Source organism: Streptomyces sp. BL1, assembly GCF_057628045.1.
The window spans coordinates 543,313-560,619 of the sequence record NZ_JBXYWZ010000002.1 but is presented as its reverse complement, the minus strand read 5'-3'; the positions used below and the strand labels follow the sequence as shown (position 1 = coordinate 560,619).

General features: G+C 71.4%; 12 protein-coding genes. 10 read left to right on the top strand and 2 right to left on the bottom strand.

All coding sequences use genetic code 11. From position 1 onward, the window contains the following. Positions 1-308 precede the first annotated feature (308 nt). The 6 genes from AC3AGO_RS02670 to AC3AGO_RS02645 all read left to right on the top strand — a co-directional run bounded on the left by AC3AGO_RS02670 (position 309) and on the right by AC3AGO_RS02645 (position 9,462). Positions 309-1,955: a helix-turn-helix domain-containing protein gene (locus AC3AGO_RS02670; RefSeq protein WP_487818453.1), complete on the top strand. Its 1,647-nt coding sequence runs from the start codon at positions 309-311 to the stop codon at positions 1,953-1,955. Between the two features lie 462 nt (positions 1,956-2,417). Then, the gene (locus AC3AGO_RS02665; RefSeq protein ID WP_487818452.1) at positions 2,418-3,005 is read left to right on the top strand and encodes a TetR/AcrR family transcriptional regulator; all 588 of its coding nucleotides are present in this window, start codon (positions 2,418-2,420) and stop codon (positions 3,003-3,005) included. 200 nt (positions 3,006-3,205) lie between these two features. Then, a complete protein-coding gene (locus tag AC3AGO_RS02660; RefSeq protein ID WP_487818451.1) occupies positions 3,206-4,525 on the top strand; it encodes an MFS transporter in 1,320 nt (439 codons plus the stop codon). Positions 4,526-4,638: 113 nt separating this feature from the next. Next, positions 4,639-6,720, top strand: coding sequence for an acetate--CoA ligase family protein (locus tag AC3AGO_RS02655; protein ID WP_487818450.1), 2,082 nt, complete (start codon positions 4,639-4,641; stop codon positions 6,718-6,720). Between the two features lie 25 nt (positions 6,721-6,745). Further along, positions 6,746-8,092, top strand: a complete 1,347-nt coding sequence (locus AC3AGO_RS02650) for a DUF1254 domain-containing protein (RefSeq protein WP_487818449.1) — start codon at positions 6,746-6,748, stop codon at positions 8,090-8,092. 155 nt (positions 8,093-8,247) lie between these two features. Next, positions 8,248-9,462, top strand: coding sequence for an alkyl sulfatase dimerization domain-containing protein (locus AC3AGO_RS02645; protein ID WP_487818448.1), 1,215 nt, complete (start codon positions 8,248-8,250; stop codon positions 9,460-9,462). Between the two features lie 83 nt (positions 9,463-9,545). Here the strand turns inward: AC3AGO_RS02645 and arsM are convergent, their stop codons facing one another. Next, positions 9,546-10,331, bottom strand: a complete 786-nt coding sequence (arsM, locus tag AC3AGO_RS02640) for an arsenite methyltransferase (RefSeq protein ID WP_487818447.1) — start codon at positions 10,329-10,331, stop codon at positions 9,546-9,548. A gap of 107 nt (positions 10,332-10,438) precedes the next feature. Next, complete coding sequence (locus AC3AGO_RS02635; RefSeq protein WP_487818446.1) at positions 10,439-10,837, bottom strand: ArsR/SmtB family transcription factor; 399 nt, start codon at positions 10,835-10,837, stop codon at positions 10,439-10,441. A gap of 1,065 nt (positions 10,838-11,902) precedes the next feature. On the opposite strand from AC3AGO_RS02635, the gene AC3AGO_RS02630 reads away from it, so the two are divergent. From AC3AGO_RS02630 to AC3AGO_RS02615, 4 genes are all read left to right on the top strand, one after another. After that, positions 11,903-12,349, top strand: coding sequence for a hypothetical protein (locus tag AC3AGO_RS02630; protein WP_487818445.1), 447 nt, complete (start codon positions 11,903-11,905; stop codon positions 12,347-12,349). A gap of 437 nt (positions 12,350-12,786) precedes the next feature. Then, positions 12,787-14,832, top strand: coding sequence for an oxidoreductase (locus tag AC3AGO_RS02625; protein ID WP_487818444.1), 2,046 nt, complete (start codon positions 12,787-12,789; stop codon positions 14,830-14,832). Positions 14,833-14,920: 88 nt separating this feature from the next. Beyond that, positions 14,921-16,204 (top strand): aromatic ring-hydroxylating oxygenase subunit alpha, encoded by a 1,284-nt coding sequence (locus AC3AGO_RS02620; protein WP_487818443.1) that lies wholly within the window; start codon positions 14,921-14,923, stop codon positions 16,202-16,204. Further along, on the top strand, positions 16,201-17,307 hold the full coding sequence (locus AC3AGO_RS02615) for an FAD-binding oxidoreductase (protein WP_487818442.1): 1,107 nt from the start codon (positions 16,201-16,203) through the stop codon (positions 17,305-17,307). The genes AC3AGO_RS02620 and AC3AGO_RS02615 overlap by 4 nt, the downstream gene beginning before the upstream one ends.

Genomic DNA, 17,307 nt, shown 5'->3' with positions numbered 1-17,307 from the left:
CAAGTGTCCCTCTGTGGCGGTGCGTTGGAGTCTGCGGCGGTGTGTGGGAGTCGGGCGTCGTCGGCGTGCGGCTCCGGCCACCGTGACGCCTCCGTACGCCGGGGTGTTGAGCACGCCGGAGGGGCGCTTCACGGACGCGGCGGGGGAGTCGGGCGGCGCCCGGGCCTGTGGCGGCTGTTGGAGGGGATCTCCCGCTCAGACAAACGTCCCGGTGGGGTGGGGCCGGCGCCTTCCGCTTGTGGCTCGGGGATAGTTGGGCGGTGAGGGCCGCTCGGCGGCGGGCACGCCGGCTGAGGGAGGGTGGAGCCGTGGCGAATGTGGCGGCACAGGAGCAGGCGGGGCTGCTGGACGAGCTGTTGCGCGAGGTGCGGCGGCAGACGTCGCGCGGGGCCGGGCCGGACGTGGGGAAGGTGCTGGACTGGCTGCATCGGCAGACCGGAGCCCACGCCGCGCTCCTCGCCGACGGGGGCGGCAGGGTAGAGGCGTCCACGCACGGCTTCCCCGCGGAGGTGTTGCGCCCGCTCGCTCCGCTCCTCGCGCGGCTGTCCAGCGGTGAACTGGGCGCGGCCGCAACGCAGATCGGGGCGCTGCACGTACGGTGCGAGGCCCTCGGACCGTACGAGCCGCGCCCGGTGCTGGTGATCGCCGGCCGCGCGGAGCCGGCCTCGGAGGAGGCCGCGCTCACCTCGCACGCCGGCAGCGTGCTCACGCTGCTGCGGTACGCCGAGGGCAGCGACCGGGCCTGGCACGGCTATCAGCGCAAGGCCCGGCAGCTGCGATTCGCCGTGCTGCAGGCGCTGTTGGCGGGGGAGCCGCTGCTGGCCCGCCGGATGACGACCGGCGCCGTACCGCCCCTGCTGGACGCCGGCCGGCTGCGCATCCACCTGCTGCACTGCCCGCCTCCCGAACGGGAGCGGATCGTACGCGCCTACCAGGATCCCTCCGGCTACCACGGGCCGGACCTGCTGGTGCAGTGCCCCGTCTTCAAGGAGCACCTGATCTGCCTCATCGCCGAGGACGGGGACGGGGGCGGGGCCGGAACCGAGGACGGGACCGAGGGCGAGACCGAGGCTGGGGGCAGCGGGCACGGCGGGAGCGGCGCGGGCGACGCGGACGGGGGCGGGGACAGCGGGGGTGACACGCGCGTCAGCGGCGCCGGGTCAAGTGGGCACGTCCGCAAGGCGGTTGAGCCGGGGGAGTTCTTGCGCCGCCTCGTCCGCGAGCACGCGGACTACGCGCTGGGCATCAGCGGCACGCACCCGCTCGGCGCGACGGCCGCCGCGTACAGCCAGGCCGCCCACGCGCTGGCCACTGCCCGCGCCGCGCCCGACCGCGTGGCCGCCTACTACGGCCGGACACCGCTGGAGGGCCTCCTCGTCCGCGAACCCGCCCTCGAATGGGCCCGCGCGCTCGTCCGGCCGCTGGACTCCGCACCGAAGACCAGCGTCGACATCACCCGCCTGGCCCTGAACATGCCCCGGTCCGCGGTGGCCCGGCTGCTCGACCTCAGCCGCAACACCGTCGCCGCGCACCTGCGCCGCGCGGAACAGGCCCTCGGCCAGGACCTCGCCGATGTACGTTCCCGCGCCGCCGTCCACCTGGCCCTCGCCCTCAGCAACTCCTGCACGGCAGCCGAAGCCTCCGACGCCCCGGTGCGGAGCGCATCCCAACAGCCGCCCACTCTCGACGAGTTGCTGTGCACCGAACGTGCCGGCGCCTGGGCCCAGGGCGTCCTCCGCCCCCTGGACGCAGGGCATCGCCGCACCCTCCAGGCCTGGATCGACACCAACACCGACGCCCAGCAGGCCGCTTACCGCATCGGCATCAGCCGCAACACCGTACGAGCGCACCTGCGCTCCACCGAGGCCACACTCGGCCTCGACCTGCTCACCACCGGCACCGGCATCCACGACGTCGTCCACGCCCTCCACATCACGAACGCCCGAGCGGCCTGAGCGCGCGCTCGCTGCCGGAGTCCCCGCCGTCATCACGAACGTCCGGGTCCGAGCGCGCGCCGGCTGCCGGGGCCTCCGTCGTACGGGCGCCTCCCACGCCACCCCAGTTGGCGTGGGAGGCGCCCGCAGACCCCCCGGTGGTGAGGGTGAGCGCGATCGCGGACGCGCGGCAACGAACGCACGCGCACGCATGGTTGCGTGTACGCAGGTGCCGCCCTGTGGAGCAGCGCTCGATCCCACGCCTCAGACGCTAGAAGCAGCGGCCCCCGCCCACCAATGTGCACGGTGCTCAACACCACGCCCCGCTTGTGCACACTGCTCAACCGGCCCCGGCTGCGGTCTGGAAGAACGTCGCCCGCGTCTCCTCGGGCGCAGGTGGCGGAACCTACGATGGGGCGATCAAGAGTGCCGAGGCGCGGGGTGAGGGTGTTGGGCAAGAAGGGGGCGGCCTCCGGTCCGTCGATGGACAGCGAGCTCACCGCGCAGACGCTGGAGCGCGCCGCCATCGAACTGCTGGAACGCGACGGTCTGCTCGGCGGGCTGAATCTGCGGGAGGTGGCCGACCACGCCGGGGTCAACCGCGGGCTGGTGTACCACTACTTCGGCTCCCGCCGGGATCTGCTCCGCGCGGCGCTGCGCCGCAACGTACGCGAACGCATTCTCACCATCCGGCTCCAGGACCGCCCGGCACGCTTCGGCTCCCGTGTCCGGGGCGTACTGAAGGGCACCATCCGCTACGCGTCCGCCCTGCGGCTGGCGGTTCTGCTGATCCTGGACCACGACACGCAGCTGCGGCTGATGCCCGATCTGCCGCGCACCCAGGAGCGGTTGCGGCAGGACCAGGAAGCGGGGCTGATCGACCCTGAGGTCGATCTGGTCGCCCTGCACGCCACACTGCAGTCCCTGTCGGTGGGGTACGTCGTGACGCGGGCGCGGCTGGCGAAGGAGTTCGGGGTGGGCGTGCGCGAGCTCGACGAGCGGCTCATCGCGCTCACGGAACAGCTCTACAGCGCCGTGGACGGCCCGTCGGACGACGTCGAACGCGACTGACCACCCGCCGAGCGACGAGTACATCACCGCAGCTCAACACCTCAATTGCTGCTACGGACAGGCCTGTTGCCGTTTAGCGTTTCGCTAAAGATGTGGCGTCGCGGCCGTTGACGGAACGCTAAAGCGCGGGTTTCATCGAGGGCGCCGGACATACCACTGGGTATGTGCGGCTCCCTTCAGCTTCCAGGAGGCGAGAAGCCATGGCAGCTCCACAGGTCGTCGGCCGGTCCGGCGTGAGCGACTCCGGCACGGCCCCTCCGCGCAACGTCCGGGCATGGGCGGTCACCGCGATGGTGGTCGCGCTCATGGTGATCAACTTCGCGGACAAGGCGGTGCTCGGACTGGCCGCCGGCCCGATCATGAAGGAGTTCGGACTCACCGCGGGCGAGTACGGCACCATCGCCAGCAGCTTCTACCTGCTGTTCAGTCTCTCCGCCGTGGTCGTCGGGTTCGTCTCCAACCGGGTGCGCACGACGTGGATCCTGGCGGCGCTCGCCGTGCTGTGGTCGCTGACCGCCCTGCCGGTGCTGTTCGCCGCCAGCGTCCCCGCGCTCTACGTCAGCCGTATCGCGCTGGGCGCGGCGGAGGGGCCGACGGCGCCGATGGCCGTGCACGCGGTGCAGAAGTGGTTCCCCGACCGCTCCCGGTCGGTCCCCACGGCGCTGGTGAACATGGGCGGCGCGCTCGGTCTGGCGATCGCCGCACCGACGCTGGTGTACTTCATCACCGAGCACGGCTGGCGCTCGGCCTTCGTCGTACTGGCGGCGGCAGGGCTGCTCTGGCTCGTGCTGTGGGCGTTCATCGGCCGCGAGGGCCCGCTGGACACGTACGACGCCGGGCTGCACGGCGCGGAGAACACCGTGGCCCGCGAGGAACCGCACGTCCCCTACCGGCGGTTGTTCTTCAACCGCACCTGGCTCGGGACGCACACCGTGGGGGTCGGCGCCTACTGGGCGCTCGCGCTCAACGTGGCCTGGCTCCCCGCGTTCCTGGAGAAGTCGCTCGGCTACAGCGCGGCCGAGGCGGGGAGCCTCGTGGTCATCCCGCACATCGTCAGCGCCGCCGCGCTGCTGGGAATCCCCTGGATCACGGGCCGTTGGATGCGCAACGGCGCCAGTGGGCGGCTCGCACGGGGCGTCACCGGCGGCCTGCTGGTGATCGTCTCCGGGGTGTGCATGTTCGCCCTGCCCCACACCGGCGGAGGGCTCGCCGTACTCCTGATGACGCTGGCGTTCGGCCTGCCCAGCGCGGTGTTCCCCCTGAGCTTCCTCATCGGGGCGCAGGTCGTCCCCGTACGCCGCCGGGGCGCGGTACTGGCCACCGGCACCGCCCTGGTGACCCTGGCCGGCGTCGTCGCACCCGCCGTCACCGGCCGGATCATCGACGCGGCCACCTCGGCCAGTTCGGGCTTCCAGGGCGCCTTCACCGTCTGTGCCGTGCTGCTGATCGGCGGCGGACTGATCGGCGTGCTGACCATCAACCCCGAACGCGAGGCCCGCCGCTTCGGACTGACCAGCTGAGGCCCCCACCGAGCGGCGGCGCCTGCCGAGCGGCGGCGCCCACCGAGCGGAGGGCCCCGAATGAGCGGCGGCGCCCACGAGCCGATGTTCCCCACGAGCCGCGGAGGTACCCGATGTCCCACCCGCTCGACCCCCTCTTCCATCCCCGCGCCATCGGCGTCATCGGCCTGTCGGCCCGCCCCGGCACCTGGGGCCGGCGCGTCGTCGACCTGCTCCGGGCAGGCGGCTACGCGGGCGACATCCACGCCGTCGAACCCCGTACGCCCGACGCCGAACTCCCGGCGCTCGACGACCTGTTGACCGACGGCCACCTGCTGGACCTGCTCGTCGTCGCCGTACCGGCCGCCTCCGCCGTCGACGTGGTCGAGCGGGCACGGCGCGGGGGAGTGGGCTCGGTCATCCTCTTCTCGGCCGGCTTCGCCGAGGATGGTCCGGAAGGCCGCCGCCGGCAGGAACAACTGCGGGCCGTCGCGGGCGACATGCCCGTACTCGGCCCCAACTGCCTCGGCCTGATCAGCAAGCCCGCCGCCGCCACCGTGACCGCCAGCGCGTATGTGGAACGCCGGGCGCCGGAGCCGGGGCCGCTGGCCATCGTCACCCAGAGCGGCGCGATGGGCTTCGTCCTCGCCGGCCTCCTCAACCAGCGCGGTGCCGCGTACTCCTACTACGCGAGTGTCGGCAACGAAGCCTGCCTGCAACTCACCGACGTCGGCGCCTACTTGCTGGAACAGCCCGACGTGCGTGTCCTCGGCCTGTACGTCGAACAGATCCGCGACCCCGCGGCACTGGCCCGCCTCGGCCGGCGCGCCACCGAACTGGGCAAGCGTGTCGTGGCCCTCAAAGCAGGCGCGAGCACGGCAGGAAGCCGGGCCACCCTCTCGCACACCGCCGCGGTCGCCGGAGACCATCTGCTCTTCCGCGCACTGTGCCGGGACGCGGGCATCGTCCTCGCCGAGGACGACGAGTCGTTCGCCGACCTGATGACCGCGATGCAGCGCCCCGCGGCGCTGCCGGCGAAGCCCCGGTTCGCGGTGCTGTCCATGTCCGGCGGCGCCGGAGCGGTGATCGCCGACCGGCTGACGGCCCTCGGCGCCGAGGTGCCCGAACTGTCGTCGCACACAAGGGATGCCGTGGCCGCGCTGGACCTGCCGGGCGTGGCCGCGCTCGACAACCCGATCGACCTCGGCGGCCAGTTCTACCGGAACGCGGACGCCTTCGGTGAGCTGCTGGCGGCCCTGGACCGGGACGCGTCGCTGGACGGCATCGTCTGCTACTTCACCTTCGGCGACCTCTTCCCGGAGGTCTACAGCCGACTCGCCCGCACCGTCGCGGAGTTGGATACGCCCGGCTGGCTCATCTGGGCCTGCCCACCCGACCGGGCGCTGGAGGGCACCCCCGCCGGCGTCGTGTATCCGAGTATCGCCGCCCTGATGCGGGCGCTCCCCGCGCTCGTACGCGCCCCTGATCCGGAGCCCGTCGAGGAGGGGGCGGCGCTCGCCGCGAAGGCGGCTGCGGCACAGGCCGCCGCCCGGCTGCCGGCCGGACCCGGCGTCGTGACGGAGATCCTCGCCGGCCGGCTCCTGGCCGAACTCGGGGTGCCCTACGTGGAGTCGCTCGCCCCTGATGCTGCCGCCGCCCTGCTCGCGGACGGTGCGCCGTACGGACAGGGCCCGTTCGTCGTCAAGATCGACTCACCGGACGCCCCGCACCGCGCCCGCCTCGGCCTCGTCCGCCTGAACGTCCCGGGTGCCGACGTCCCCGCGGTCGCGTCCGAACTGCTGGGCAGGGCCGGTGAACTGGACTTGCGCGACGTACAGGCCGTCGTACAGCCCCAGCTTTCCCACTGCGGCGAACTGTCCGTGGGCGCCGTCCGCGACCCGCACTACGGTCCGGCCCTCGTCATCGGCCCCGGCGGCTCCCGGGCGGAGGACGCGCGGCAGGAACGGCACGTCATCCGGATCCCCGCGGCGCCGGACGCCGCACAGAAGGTTGCCGCGGCACTGGCCGCACAGCATTCCGCCCTCCAACCGGCGGCGTTCGCCGAGGTGTTGAGCCGTCTCGCCGAGTTCATCGCACAGGCGCCGATGGTGACCGAACTCGACGTCAACCCGCTGCTCATCCGCCCGGACGGATCCCCGACGGCCGTCGACTCCCTTCTCGTACTGGCCGCAGCCGCCCCGGAAGACCGCACGTGACCACCGTCAGCCAAAGGAGTAGACCGTGACCGCAACCACCACCCGGGGGACAACGACGCCCACCGGCGCACCGCGCATCGCCCAGCGGGCGACCGACGCCTTCACCACCGCCGTCGAGGCCTACGTGTGGGGCTATCCGCTGGTCCTGATGGAACGCACCAAAGTGCTGCTCACACACCAGGAACGGCGCGGGAGCGCCCCGTTCAACACCCTCCGCCACCGCACCAGGCTGGCCACGCCGCACGACCGCGAGATCGTCAAGCCGAACAACGACACCCTCTACTCGATCGCCTGGCTGGACCTCTCGCGCGGACCCCTCATCCTCGACGTGCCCGACGTCGACGGCCGCTACTACAGCTTCCAGTTCCTCGACGCGTACACCAACACCTGTGCCTACGTGGGCAGTCGCACCACCGGGACGCGTGCGGGCCGCCACCTGATCGTCGGGCCCCACGACTCCGGGGAGCGTCCCGATCTGCCCGTCGTGCAGGCCCCGACCGACACCGTCTGGCTGCTCGGCCGCACCATCGTCGACGGCGAACGCGACCTGAAGGCCACCTCCGAGCTCATCAGCCACTACCGGCTCACCCCGCTCAACGAGAGCGACAGCGCGGCCGAATGGTCGACCGGGCCGGTGCTCTCTCCCCACGACATCGGCACTGCGGGCCTCGCGTTCTTCGACGAGCTGGGGGCCGCGCTCGACCGCAATCCTCCGCCCGCCGCCGAAGCCCCGCTCCTGGAACGGTTCGCGTCGATCGGCGTCGGCCCGGGGCGCCGCCCCTCCGAGGAGAGCCTCGACGGCGTGCGCCGGCTGGCCCTCGAAGAGGCCGTGCGGTTCGGCGACCGTCTCCTGAAGTCCAGGGGGGCGACGCGGGGCGAGAAGGCGGCGAAGAACGGGACCGGCTGGTCGTACGACCTCGACATCGGCACGTACGGGCAGAACCATCTGCGGCGGGCGATCGTGGCCCTGCACGGCCTCGGCGCCCTCACCGCCGAGGAAGCCGTCTACGCGAGCACCCGGCGCGACGCGGCCGGCCGGCCTCTCACCGGAGACCACGCCTACCGGCTGCACTTCCACGCCGACCGGCTGCCGCCCGTCGACGCCTTCTGGTCCCTCACCGCCTACGACGAGGACAACTTCCTCATCGACAACAAAATCAACAGGTACGCGATCGGCGACAGGACACCCGGCCTCGTCCACGGCGACGACGGCTCCCTCGATCTCCACGTCCAGCACGGCGAACCCGCCGAGGGCACAGCGAACTGGCTGCCCGCCCCCTCCGGCGCCTTCGAACTGACCCTGCGCTTCTACGAGCCGCGCTCCGAGATGCTCCAGGGCCGGTACGTCCTCCCGCCCATCGAGCGGCAGTAACTCCCTTCATCGCCCGGCCCGTTGGGCGGCACCGGCATCGCGTGAGAGGTGATGTCGGATGCCGCTCCCGTTCCTGTCCCTGAACCCGTTCCTGTCCCTGAACCCGGTCCCGGCGCACAGTCACGCACCCGGCCACACGTCCAAGGAGCCCGTACATGCTGGCCACCAATGACGAGTCCAATCCGCTGCTCGGAGGCAAGGAAGTCCAGACGATCGGCCCCGGCGTCCACACCATCGGCCTGCAGGGCAACAGCCTGGCCGTGGAGACCGGTCAAGGGCTGCTGATTGTCGACTCCGGTCCGGCACCCCACCTCGTGCAGCCCGTGGTCGACCAGCTGCGGGAACTCACCGGACTGCCGGTCCGCTGGATCGTCTACAGCCACGGCCACCTCGGCTACAACTACGGCGTGCCCGGATTCCTCGAGGCCGCCGAGGCGCGCGGCGAGCCCCGGCCGACCGTGATCGCCCACGCCAACGTCGTACACCGCTACCGCCGTTACCTGGAGACGGCGGGCCTGCAGAACCACATCAACGCACGTCAGTTCCGCCGGCCCCTCCGGGACTTCCCGCAGGTGCCCCCGCTGACCTTCCCCGACCAGACCTACACCGACGCGCTCACCCTCGGCGGCACGGACCGCACCGTACGGCTGCTGTGGGCGCCGTCGGAGACGGACGACGTGACCGCGGTGTGGCTGCCGCGGGAGCGGACCCTGTACGCCAGTGCCGCCGTCATCAACGGCATCCCGAACATCGGCACCCCGATGCGTACGCTGCGCGACACCGTACGGTGGGCCGACACCCTCGACCGGCTCGCCGCGCTCGACCCCGCCGTCGTGATCCCCGAGTTCGGCCCGGTCATCCGTGAGGGAGCAGTCGAGCAACTGACCGCGACAGCGGCGGCGTTGCGGTCGATGCGCCACGCCGTCGTCGAACGGCTCAATCAGGGCATGGGCGTCGACGACATCGTCCACGACATCGACTGTCCGGCCGAGCTGTTCGACGTGCCGTGGATGCGCGAGAACTACGGACACCGCGACTACATCGTCCGCGACATCGCACGCTCGGAAACCGGCTGGTGGGACGGCAACCCCACCCACCTGCACCCCTCCCGGCCCGCCGACGCCGCCGCCGTACGGGCCGAGGCCATCACCGACAAGCAGGCGGTCCTCGACCGGGCCGCCCGGCTCCGCGATGCCGGGCGCGTCCAAGAGGCCCTGCACGTTGTCGACTTGCTGGCTCTGGCCCCCGGCGACGACCCGCATGTAGCCCAGGCCCGCGCCCTCAAGGCCGAACTGTGCGGCCTGCGCAAGCAGAACGCCCCCAGCTACGTCTCCCGCAGCTGCTACCGCGCAGCTCAGAATCCGGACTGAGTACCGGGGCGGCGGCGGAGTCGGCCGGAGGCGGGGTCTGCCAGGGGGCCGTGCGCGGTAAGTGCTGTGTGTTCGGCGTGGGTTCAGGGGGATGGTTTGGTGGCGCGGATTGTGGCGCTGTGCATGCCGTCGGCCACCGCGTGCGTGGCCGTGACGCTGATGCCGGTGAAGCCCGCGGCCGCGAGCTGGTCGCGGTACTCGGTGAAGCTGAGTGCGCCGGCGAGGCAGCCGGCGTAGTCGCCGCGGGCGGCACGCTCGGCGCCGGAGAGGGAGTTCGAGGCCACCACGTCGTTGACGCCGAGGCGCCCGCCGGGACGCAGCACGCGGTACGCCTCGGCGAACACGGCGGGCTTGTCGGTGGACAGGTTGATGACGCAGTTGGAGATGATCACGTCGATCGCGGCGTCGGGCAGCGGCACCGCCTCGATGTCGCCCTTGAGGAACTCCACGTTGCGCACGCCCGCCTGGAGGGCGTTGGCGCGGGCGAGGCCGAGCATCTCGTCGGTCATGTCCAGCCCGTACGCCGTGCCGGCCGGGCCGATGCGCCGCGCGGAGAGCAGTACGTCGATGCCGCCGCCGGAGCCGAGGTCCAGCACGGTCTCGCCCGCGCGCAGTTCGGCGACCACCAGCGGGTTGCCGCAGCCGAGGCTGGCGGCCACCGCCGCGGCCGGCAGCGCGTCCCGTTCGTCGCGGGAGTAGAGCTCGGAGCCGAACCCCTCCTCCACCGCGGCCGGCCCGGCGTCGCATGACGTTTCTCCTCCGCAGCAGGCGACGCCGCCGGAGACCACCGCGCGGGCGGCGGAGGCGTAACGGTCGCGGACCTGTTCACGGATCTGCTTGCGCAGACCGCTGTCGTCGATCGTGGCCATCTCGGGTTCTCCCTCGGAGAGGTGCGGAGCGGGGCGGGTGGGTGAGGGGTGGCGCCGGGCCCGGCGGCCGGTCCGCCGTAAGGGGCGTCGGCCCTTGCGCGCGGTCCTTACGAGCTCACATCGCGGTCCACCGCCGTCTCCTCGGTCAGGCACAACGCCAGATCCAGTACGGCAGGAAGGCACGCGTCGGCGAGCGTGTAGAAGACCCTGTTGCCGTCCCGGCGGGCCGTGACGATGCCCCGGTCGGTGAGCCGCTGCAGCTGGTTGGACACCGCCTGCGCCGTCATGCCGACCTGCCCGGCCAGCTCGCCCACGGCCACCTGCCCGCCGCGGTGGAGCGCGTGCAGCAGGCGCAGCCTCGTGCCGTTCCCCAACGTCTTGAAGAGTGCGACCAGTTGAGCGGTCTGCTCGTACGTCAACAGGTCGCGCTCGGCCAGGCTCGGCTTCCCGGCCCTGGCGGCGGGGGAGAGGTACGGGCTGCAGCACGGCTGCGCGTACTCGGCCATGCATTCACAATTTCACGAACTTGTGTATCTGTGGAGGGGGCCGGGTGAAGATTCTTTACGTCCCGGGCACGCGGTCGGTACCGGGCGGTCGTGTCCATCGCCTGTGCGGTGTGGGGCGGTTGCGGGCTGCTGTTGCGCGGGAGAAGCGGGGTGCCCGCCGCTTTCCCGGGCCGCCTTTCGCGCCGTGAAGTGTGTGCTGCTACCGATGAGTTAACCGTTCTCCATGGACCCGGACCCCTCTGATCCCTGCGGCGTGAGGTATTCGCCGTTTCCTTCTGTGGCTCTTCCGGGCGGCGCGACAGCATTCTCCTCGCAGGTTCGGATGCGGGCCTCGGCGGCCTTCCCGGTGTGCCCGGCCCCGCACCGGGGAAAGGCTGCGCGGGAGGGCTACAATTTCTTCACGACCGTGTGAACTCACCGCAGGAGAAGGGGCGATGACAGGCCGGATGTTCTGTGCGGGCGGCTTGGCCGAATTCCACTGCCGGCCGGGAATTGATTGACTCAGGCTACGACTGGCGTGCAGGTGAGGGCGGTTGTGACGCGTAACGTTTTTGCGCGTCGTAGCGCAGGGAGAAGTGCGGCACGTTGCTACGTGCTGCACAGCCGGGGTCGTCTCCTGTGGGGGGTGGCCGGCCCCGGCTGCCGACTTCTTCCGGAAAGACGCGGTCCGGCAGAACTGCCGCCTGGAACGGCCGCACTCCGGAAGGACTGCGGCGCGAGTGGCGTAGGGGTAATAAGCCACTCGCGCCGCAGGAGCGGACGGAGGAACCGGGGGATTGCTCCTCGATCCGCTGGCCGCCGATGACCAGTCGGCTCACTCTTCTCAGCGCCATGGTGTTCTCTTTCGTCACACCCGGGGAATCCGGTGGCGCAATCCGCTCACTCGCCGACTTGCACGGAGGGGAATTGCGGTGGGTGTAACACCAACCGGCCTTTGCGGCGCAGAGGGAATGTGAGCGCGGGCAGCGCCCGCCCGGACCACGGGCGGTGTTCTCGGGGGAGTACACCGCCCGTGGCCGCACGTTCTTCGCAGCCGAGGCGTGAGGAGCGCCGGATGGGGGTCGCGTGGGTGATGCCGAGCCGTTACAGCCGCCCGACGGACGTCCTCGGCACGGACCGGGACCGGAGCCGCCGGCGAACGGCCCCGGCGATGATCCCTCCGCGTACTGGCCCGCCCCGGGGCGCAACTATGCGACGGCCGGCGCCGCTTCCGGCCGCGAACGGCCGGGCGGAGGTGCCGGCCTGCGGCGCGCGGCCGCGGTCGTCCAGTCGGTCGCGGACGTCGCCGCCGCGGTCCTGACGCTGTGGATCCTGCTGTCCTCGCTCGAAGTCGACCATACGAACCCCTTCGTGGACTTCGTGCGGGCCGCCGCGTCGTGGCTCGGCTGGTGGGCGCAGGCGGTCTTCACGACGCACAACGCCGGCGTACGCCTCCTGCTGACCTACGGACTGCCCGCGGTGCTGTACGTCGCCGCCGGCCACGCCACCGCGGCGTGGATGCGCCGCCTCTGAACCGGACCGCCGGGGAACCGGGCCGCCGGCGGGACCGGTGCGCCGACGGACCGCCCTCCACGGGCCCGCCCGCGCCCGCGGCAGCCGTACGTCCTAGCAGCCCCGTCGCGCCGCGGGAAGGGATGCGACGTCTGTTGATCGTGGAGGCAGTTCGCACGATTCCCTCCGGGAGCGCTTGATTGTCGTTGGACGGTGGCGGCTCCACGCTGGGGGTGTACCGCTCAGAACGGGTTCAACCTCCGCACGGGTTCAACCTCCGCGCCGGTGCGCGGAGTTCCGCATGCATCGAATCGAATGGCTTCGCACACGGGGCCGGCCGTCGGCCGGATCCCCTCTCTTTCCCGGCAAGTGCCGCGGCCCCGCGCTGCGGTGGTGAGGGCGGCGCGGGAGCGCGTGGACGCTTCCTGCCCCGCCCCGGACGGTTCACGAGGAGCGCCATGCGTACACAGGTGACGGATCCCCTGCTCCAGCCCTTCACGATCAAGAACCTCACCCTGCGCAACAGGGTGGTCAGCACCTCGCACGAACCGGCGTTCGGGGAGGAGGGGCTGCCCCGGGACCGCTACCGCCTCTATCACCTGGAGAAGGCCCGCGGCGGCGTCGGGCTGACCATGATCGGCGGCTCGGCCGTCGTCTCGCCCGACAGCCCGCCCTCCTTCGGCAATCTGCTGCTCTACCGCGATGAAGTCGTGCCCTGGATGCGGCGGTTGACCGACGATGTCCACGAGGCCGGCGCCGCCGTCATGTGCCAGGTCACCCATCTGGGGCGGCGTACCAGCAACTACACGGGCGACTGGCTGCCGGTCGTCTCCGCCTCGCCGCTCAGAGAGCCCGCCCATCGCGCGTTCCCCAAAGAGGCCGAGCCGTGGGACCTGGACCGCATCGTGCGGGACTACGCGGACGCGGCCGTACGCTGCGAGGCCGGCGGACTCGACGGCATCGAGATCCAGTCCTACGGTCACTTCCTGGACAGCTTCCTCTCGCCCACGACCAACCACCGCACCGACGCCCTCGGCGGGAGCCTCGCGCAGCGCATGGCCTTCCCCCGGCGGGTGATCTCCGCGATCCGGGCAGCGGTCGGGCCGGAATTCATCGTCGGCATCCGCATGATGATGGAGGAGGACCGGCCGGGCGGGCTGGGTTTCGAGGAGGCCATGGAGGCGGCGGGGACGTTCGTCGGGGACGGCATCGACTTCCTCAGCACCATCCGCGGCTCGATCGAGAGCGATGCCTCCCTGGCCCGCGCGATTCCGTCCATGGGGACGCCCTCGGCGCCGTTCCTCGACTTCACCGCGGAGATAAAACGCCGGCTCGACGTGCCGGTGATGCACGCCGCGCGGATCGCCGACGTCGCCACCGCGCGGCACGCCGTACGGGAGGGTCTGCTGGATCTGGTCGGCATGACCCGGGCGCAGATCGCGGAACCCCATCTGGTGGCCAAGGTGAAAGCCGGTGCCGAGGACCGCATCCGCCCCTGCGTCGGGGCCAGTTACTGCCTCGACGCGATCTACGACTCCGGCGACACCAAGTGCATCCACAATCCCGCCACCGGGCGCGAGGGGCAGCTGCCGCACACCATCACGCCCGCCGGCGAGCGCAGGAAGGCGGTGATCGTCGGTGGCGGGCCCGCGGGGCTCGAAGCGGCCCGCGTACTGGGGGAACGCGGGCACGACGTCGTGCTGTACGAGGCGGCCGAACTGGCCGGCGGGCAGGTGCGGATCGCCGCCGCGAACAAGCGCAGGCGCGATCTGCTGGGCATCGTCGACTGGCGCGTCGACGAGTGCAAAGTCCTCGGCGTCGACCTCCGCCTGGGGGTGTACGCAGAGGCGGAGGACGTCCTCGCCGAGCACCCCGACATCGTCCTCGTCGCCACCGGCGGACTGCCCAACCTCTCCTTTCTGACGGAAGGTTCGGATGTCGTGGCCGACACCTGGGACGTGCTGAGCGGCGCCCTGCGTCCCCGCGGCAGGGTGCTGGTCTACGACGACAACGGCGCCTATCCGGGCCTGGACGCCGTGGAGGTGATGGCCCGTCAGGGCGTCTCCGTCGAGTACGTGACACCCGAGCGCACGCTCGCTCCCGACGTCGGCAGCATGAACTCCCCGGCCTATCTTCAGGTGTTCGCCGAACACGAGGTGAGCACCACGCTGGCCCACCGGCTGCAGTCCGTGCGCCGGACCGGCGACGGGCGCCTCGCCGCGACGCTGCGCAGCGAGTACGCCGAACGGGAGACGCACAGGAGCGTGGACCACGTGGTCGTCGAGCACGGGACGCTGCCCCACGCGGATCTGTACTGGGAGTTGCTCCCCGGTTCGACCAATCTCGGACAGGTCGACCACCGCGACCTGCTCGCCACCCGGCCCCAGCAGGAGGGCGGCAACCCCGCGGGGCGCTACCAGCTGTTCCGGATCGGGGACGCCGTCACCAGCCGCAACATCCACGCCGCCGTACTCGACGCCCTGCGGCTGTGCCTGCCGATGTGACCCCCGCTCCGGCCGTCGCGCCAACACCCGGGCGCACACGGGCTGTTGGCGAAGGGCCCCCACGTACGCGTACGAACAGGAGAGCAGCGTGACACTACTCGACCCGACCACACTGGACCCGACCAGGACGGCGGCACCCTCCCGGGCCCGGGACGCCCTGGAACGGCGCGTACCCGGCCACAGCCTGGAAGGCCCCTTCTACACCGAACAGGAGTTCTTCGACCTCGACATCGCGGCGGTCTTCGCCCGTCACTGGCTCTTCGTCGCCGTGGACGCGGAGGTGCCCGAACCGGGCGACTACACCACCGTGGAGATCGGCCCCTACTCGCTGATCGTCCTGCGCGACGGCGAGGACAACCTGAGGGCCTTCCACAACGTGTGCCGGCACCGCGGCGGCCGCCTCCTGGACGCGGGCAGCGGATCCACCGGCAACCTGGTCTGCGGCTACCACAAATGGACGTACGGCCAAGACGGCAGCCTGCTCCACGCGCCGTCCCAGCCGGCCACCTTCGACCGCAACTGCTTCGCACTCAAAGCAGTGCACGTACGCAGCGTCGGCGGGCTCGTGTTCGTCTGTCTCGCCGACGAACCGCCCGACGATTTCGACGACGTGGCCGCCCGTATCGAGCCGTATCTGCGCCCGCACCAGTTGCGCCGCGCCAAGGTGGCGGCCCGCACCGACCTCGTCGAGGACGGCAACTGGAAACTCGTGATGGAGAACAACCGCGAGTGCTACCACTGCGACGGCCATCCCGAGCTGCTGCGCACGTTCTTCCCCACCTACGGCTACACCGAGGAGAACCTCCCGCCGAACCTGCGCCAGGCGCACGAGCGTTACTTGCAGGCCGACGCCGAGATGCGCGCCACGTACGAACGGCTCGGCCTTCCGTACGCGCTCATCGAGGAGTTGGACAACCGCCCCACCGGATTCCGCATCCAGCGCGACGCCCTCGACCTCGCCGGCGAGTCCTTCACCCCGGACGGAAGCGCGGCCTGCGGCCGCCTCCTGGGCGATCTGCCCACGCCCCGCCTCGGACACCTGGCGCTGCATCTGCAGCCCAACTCCTGGTTCCACGTTGTCGGCGACCACGCCATCACCTTCAGCGTCCTCCCGGTGGCCCCGGACAGGACGCTGCTGCGCACCACGTGGCTCGTGCACGAGGACGCCACGGAGGGCGTGGACTACGACCCGGACACGCTGCTGAAGATCTGGACGGCGACGAACGAGCAGGACGCCCGCCTCGTCGCCCGCGCCCAGCGAGGGATCACCAGCCCGGCGTACGAGCCCGGCCCGTACGCCCCGACCGAATACCAGGTCGAGGCCTTCTGTGCCTGGTACGTCGCGCGTCTTCGAGAGGAGCTGCAGGCATGAACGATCTGCTCACGCCGGCGACCGCCACCCCGCCTGCCCTCTCTCCTGAACCGGGCGCAGCCAGCGAGCAGTTGCTGGTGTGCAGGCAGGTGCTGGACGTCACCCGCGATATGAAGACCTTCGTCTTCGAACCGTCCGGGCCCGGGCTCTTCCGGCACGAGCCGGGCCAGTTCCTCACGTTCACCTTCACCGTCGACGGCCGGGAGACCGAGCGCTGCTACACCCTCTCTTCCCCGCCGACACGTCCGCACCTCGCCACGATCACCGTGAAGCGCGTGCCCGGGGGAGAGGTCTCCAACTGGCTGCACGACCACCTGGTTCCGGGCGATGCCGTACGCGCCCGGGGCCCGCACGGCCACTTCACCTCCACCCGGCATCCGGCTCCCGCCTATCTCTTCCTCTCCGGCGGCAGCGGCGTCACCCCGCTGATGTCCATGACCCGCACCCTCCACGACCTGGCCGCTCCCGCGGACGTGGTCTTCGTGCACAGCGCCCGCACCCCCGAGGACATCCCCTTCCGGCAGGAACTCGACGTGCTGGCCGGCGCCATGCCGAACCTCCGCGTCACCCACATCTGCGAGGAGGACGGAGCAGCACCATGGCCCGGCCACCGCGGACGCCTCACCCTCGGCCAACTGGAGGACATCGCCCCCGACTTCCTCGACCGTGAAGTGTTCACGTGCGGTCCGCCGGGCTATATGGGCGCGGTACGCGAAATGCTCTCGGCCGCGGGCTTCCCGATGGACCACTACCACCAGGAGAGCTTCGACCTCGCGGAGCCGGACAGCCCTCTCGCGACGGACGGAACGCCGTCCGAACCCGACAGCGCCGCCCGCGCCGCGACGTACGCCGTGCAGCTCTCCCGCAGCGGCACCAGCATCGAGTGCGACGCCGGAACTCCCGTACTGGAGGCCGCGGCCCGCGCCGGGATCACGCTGCCCTCCTCCTGCGGCCAGGGCCTGTGCGGCTCCTGCATGACCACCCTGGAACAGGGCTCGGTCGACATGCGCCACAACGGCGGCATCAGCCCCCGCGACACCGCACAGAACAAGATCCTCCTGTGCTGCTCGACGCCCCTGGAGAACCTGGTGATCGACGCCTGA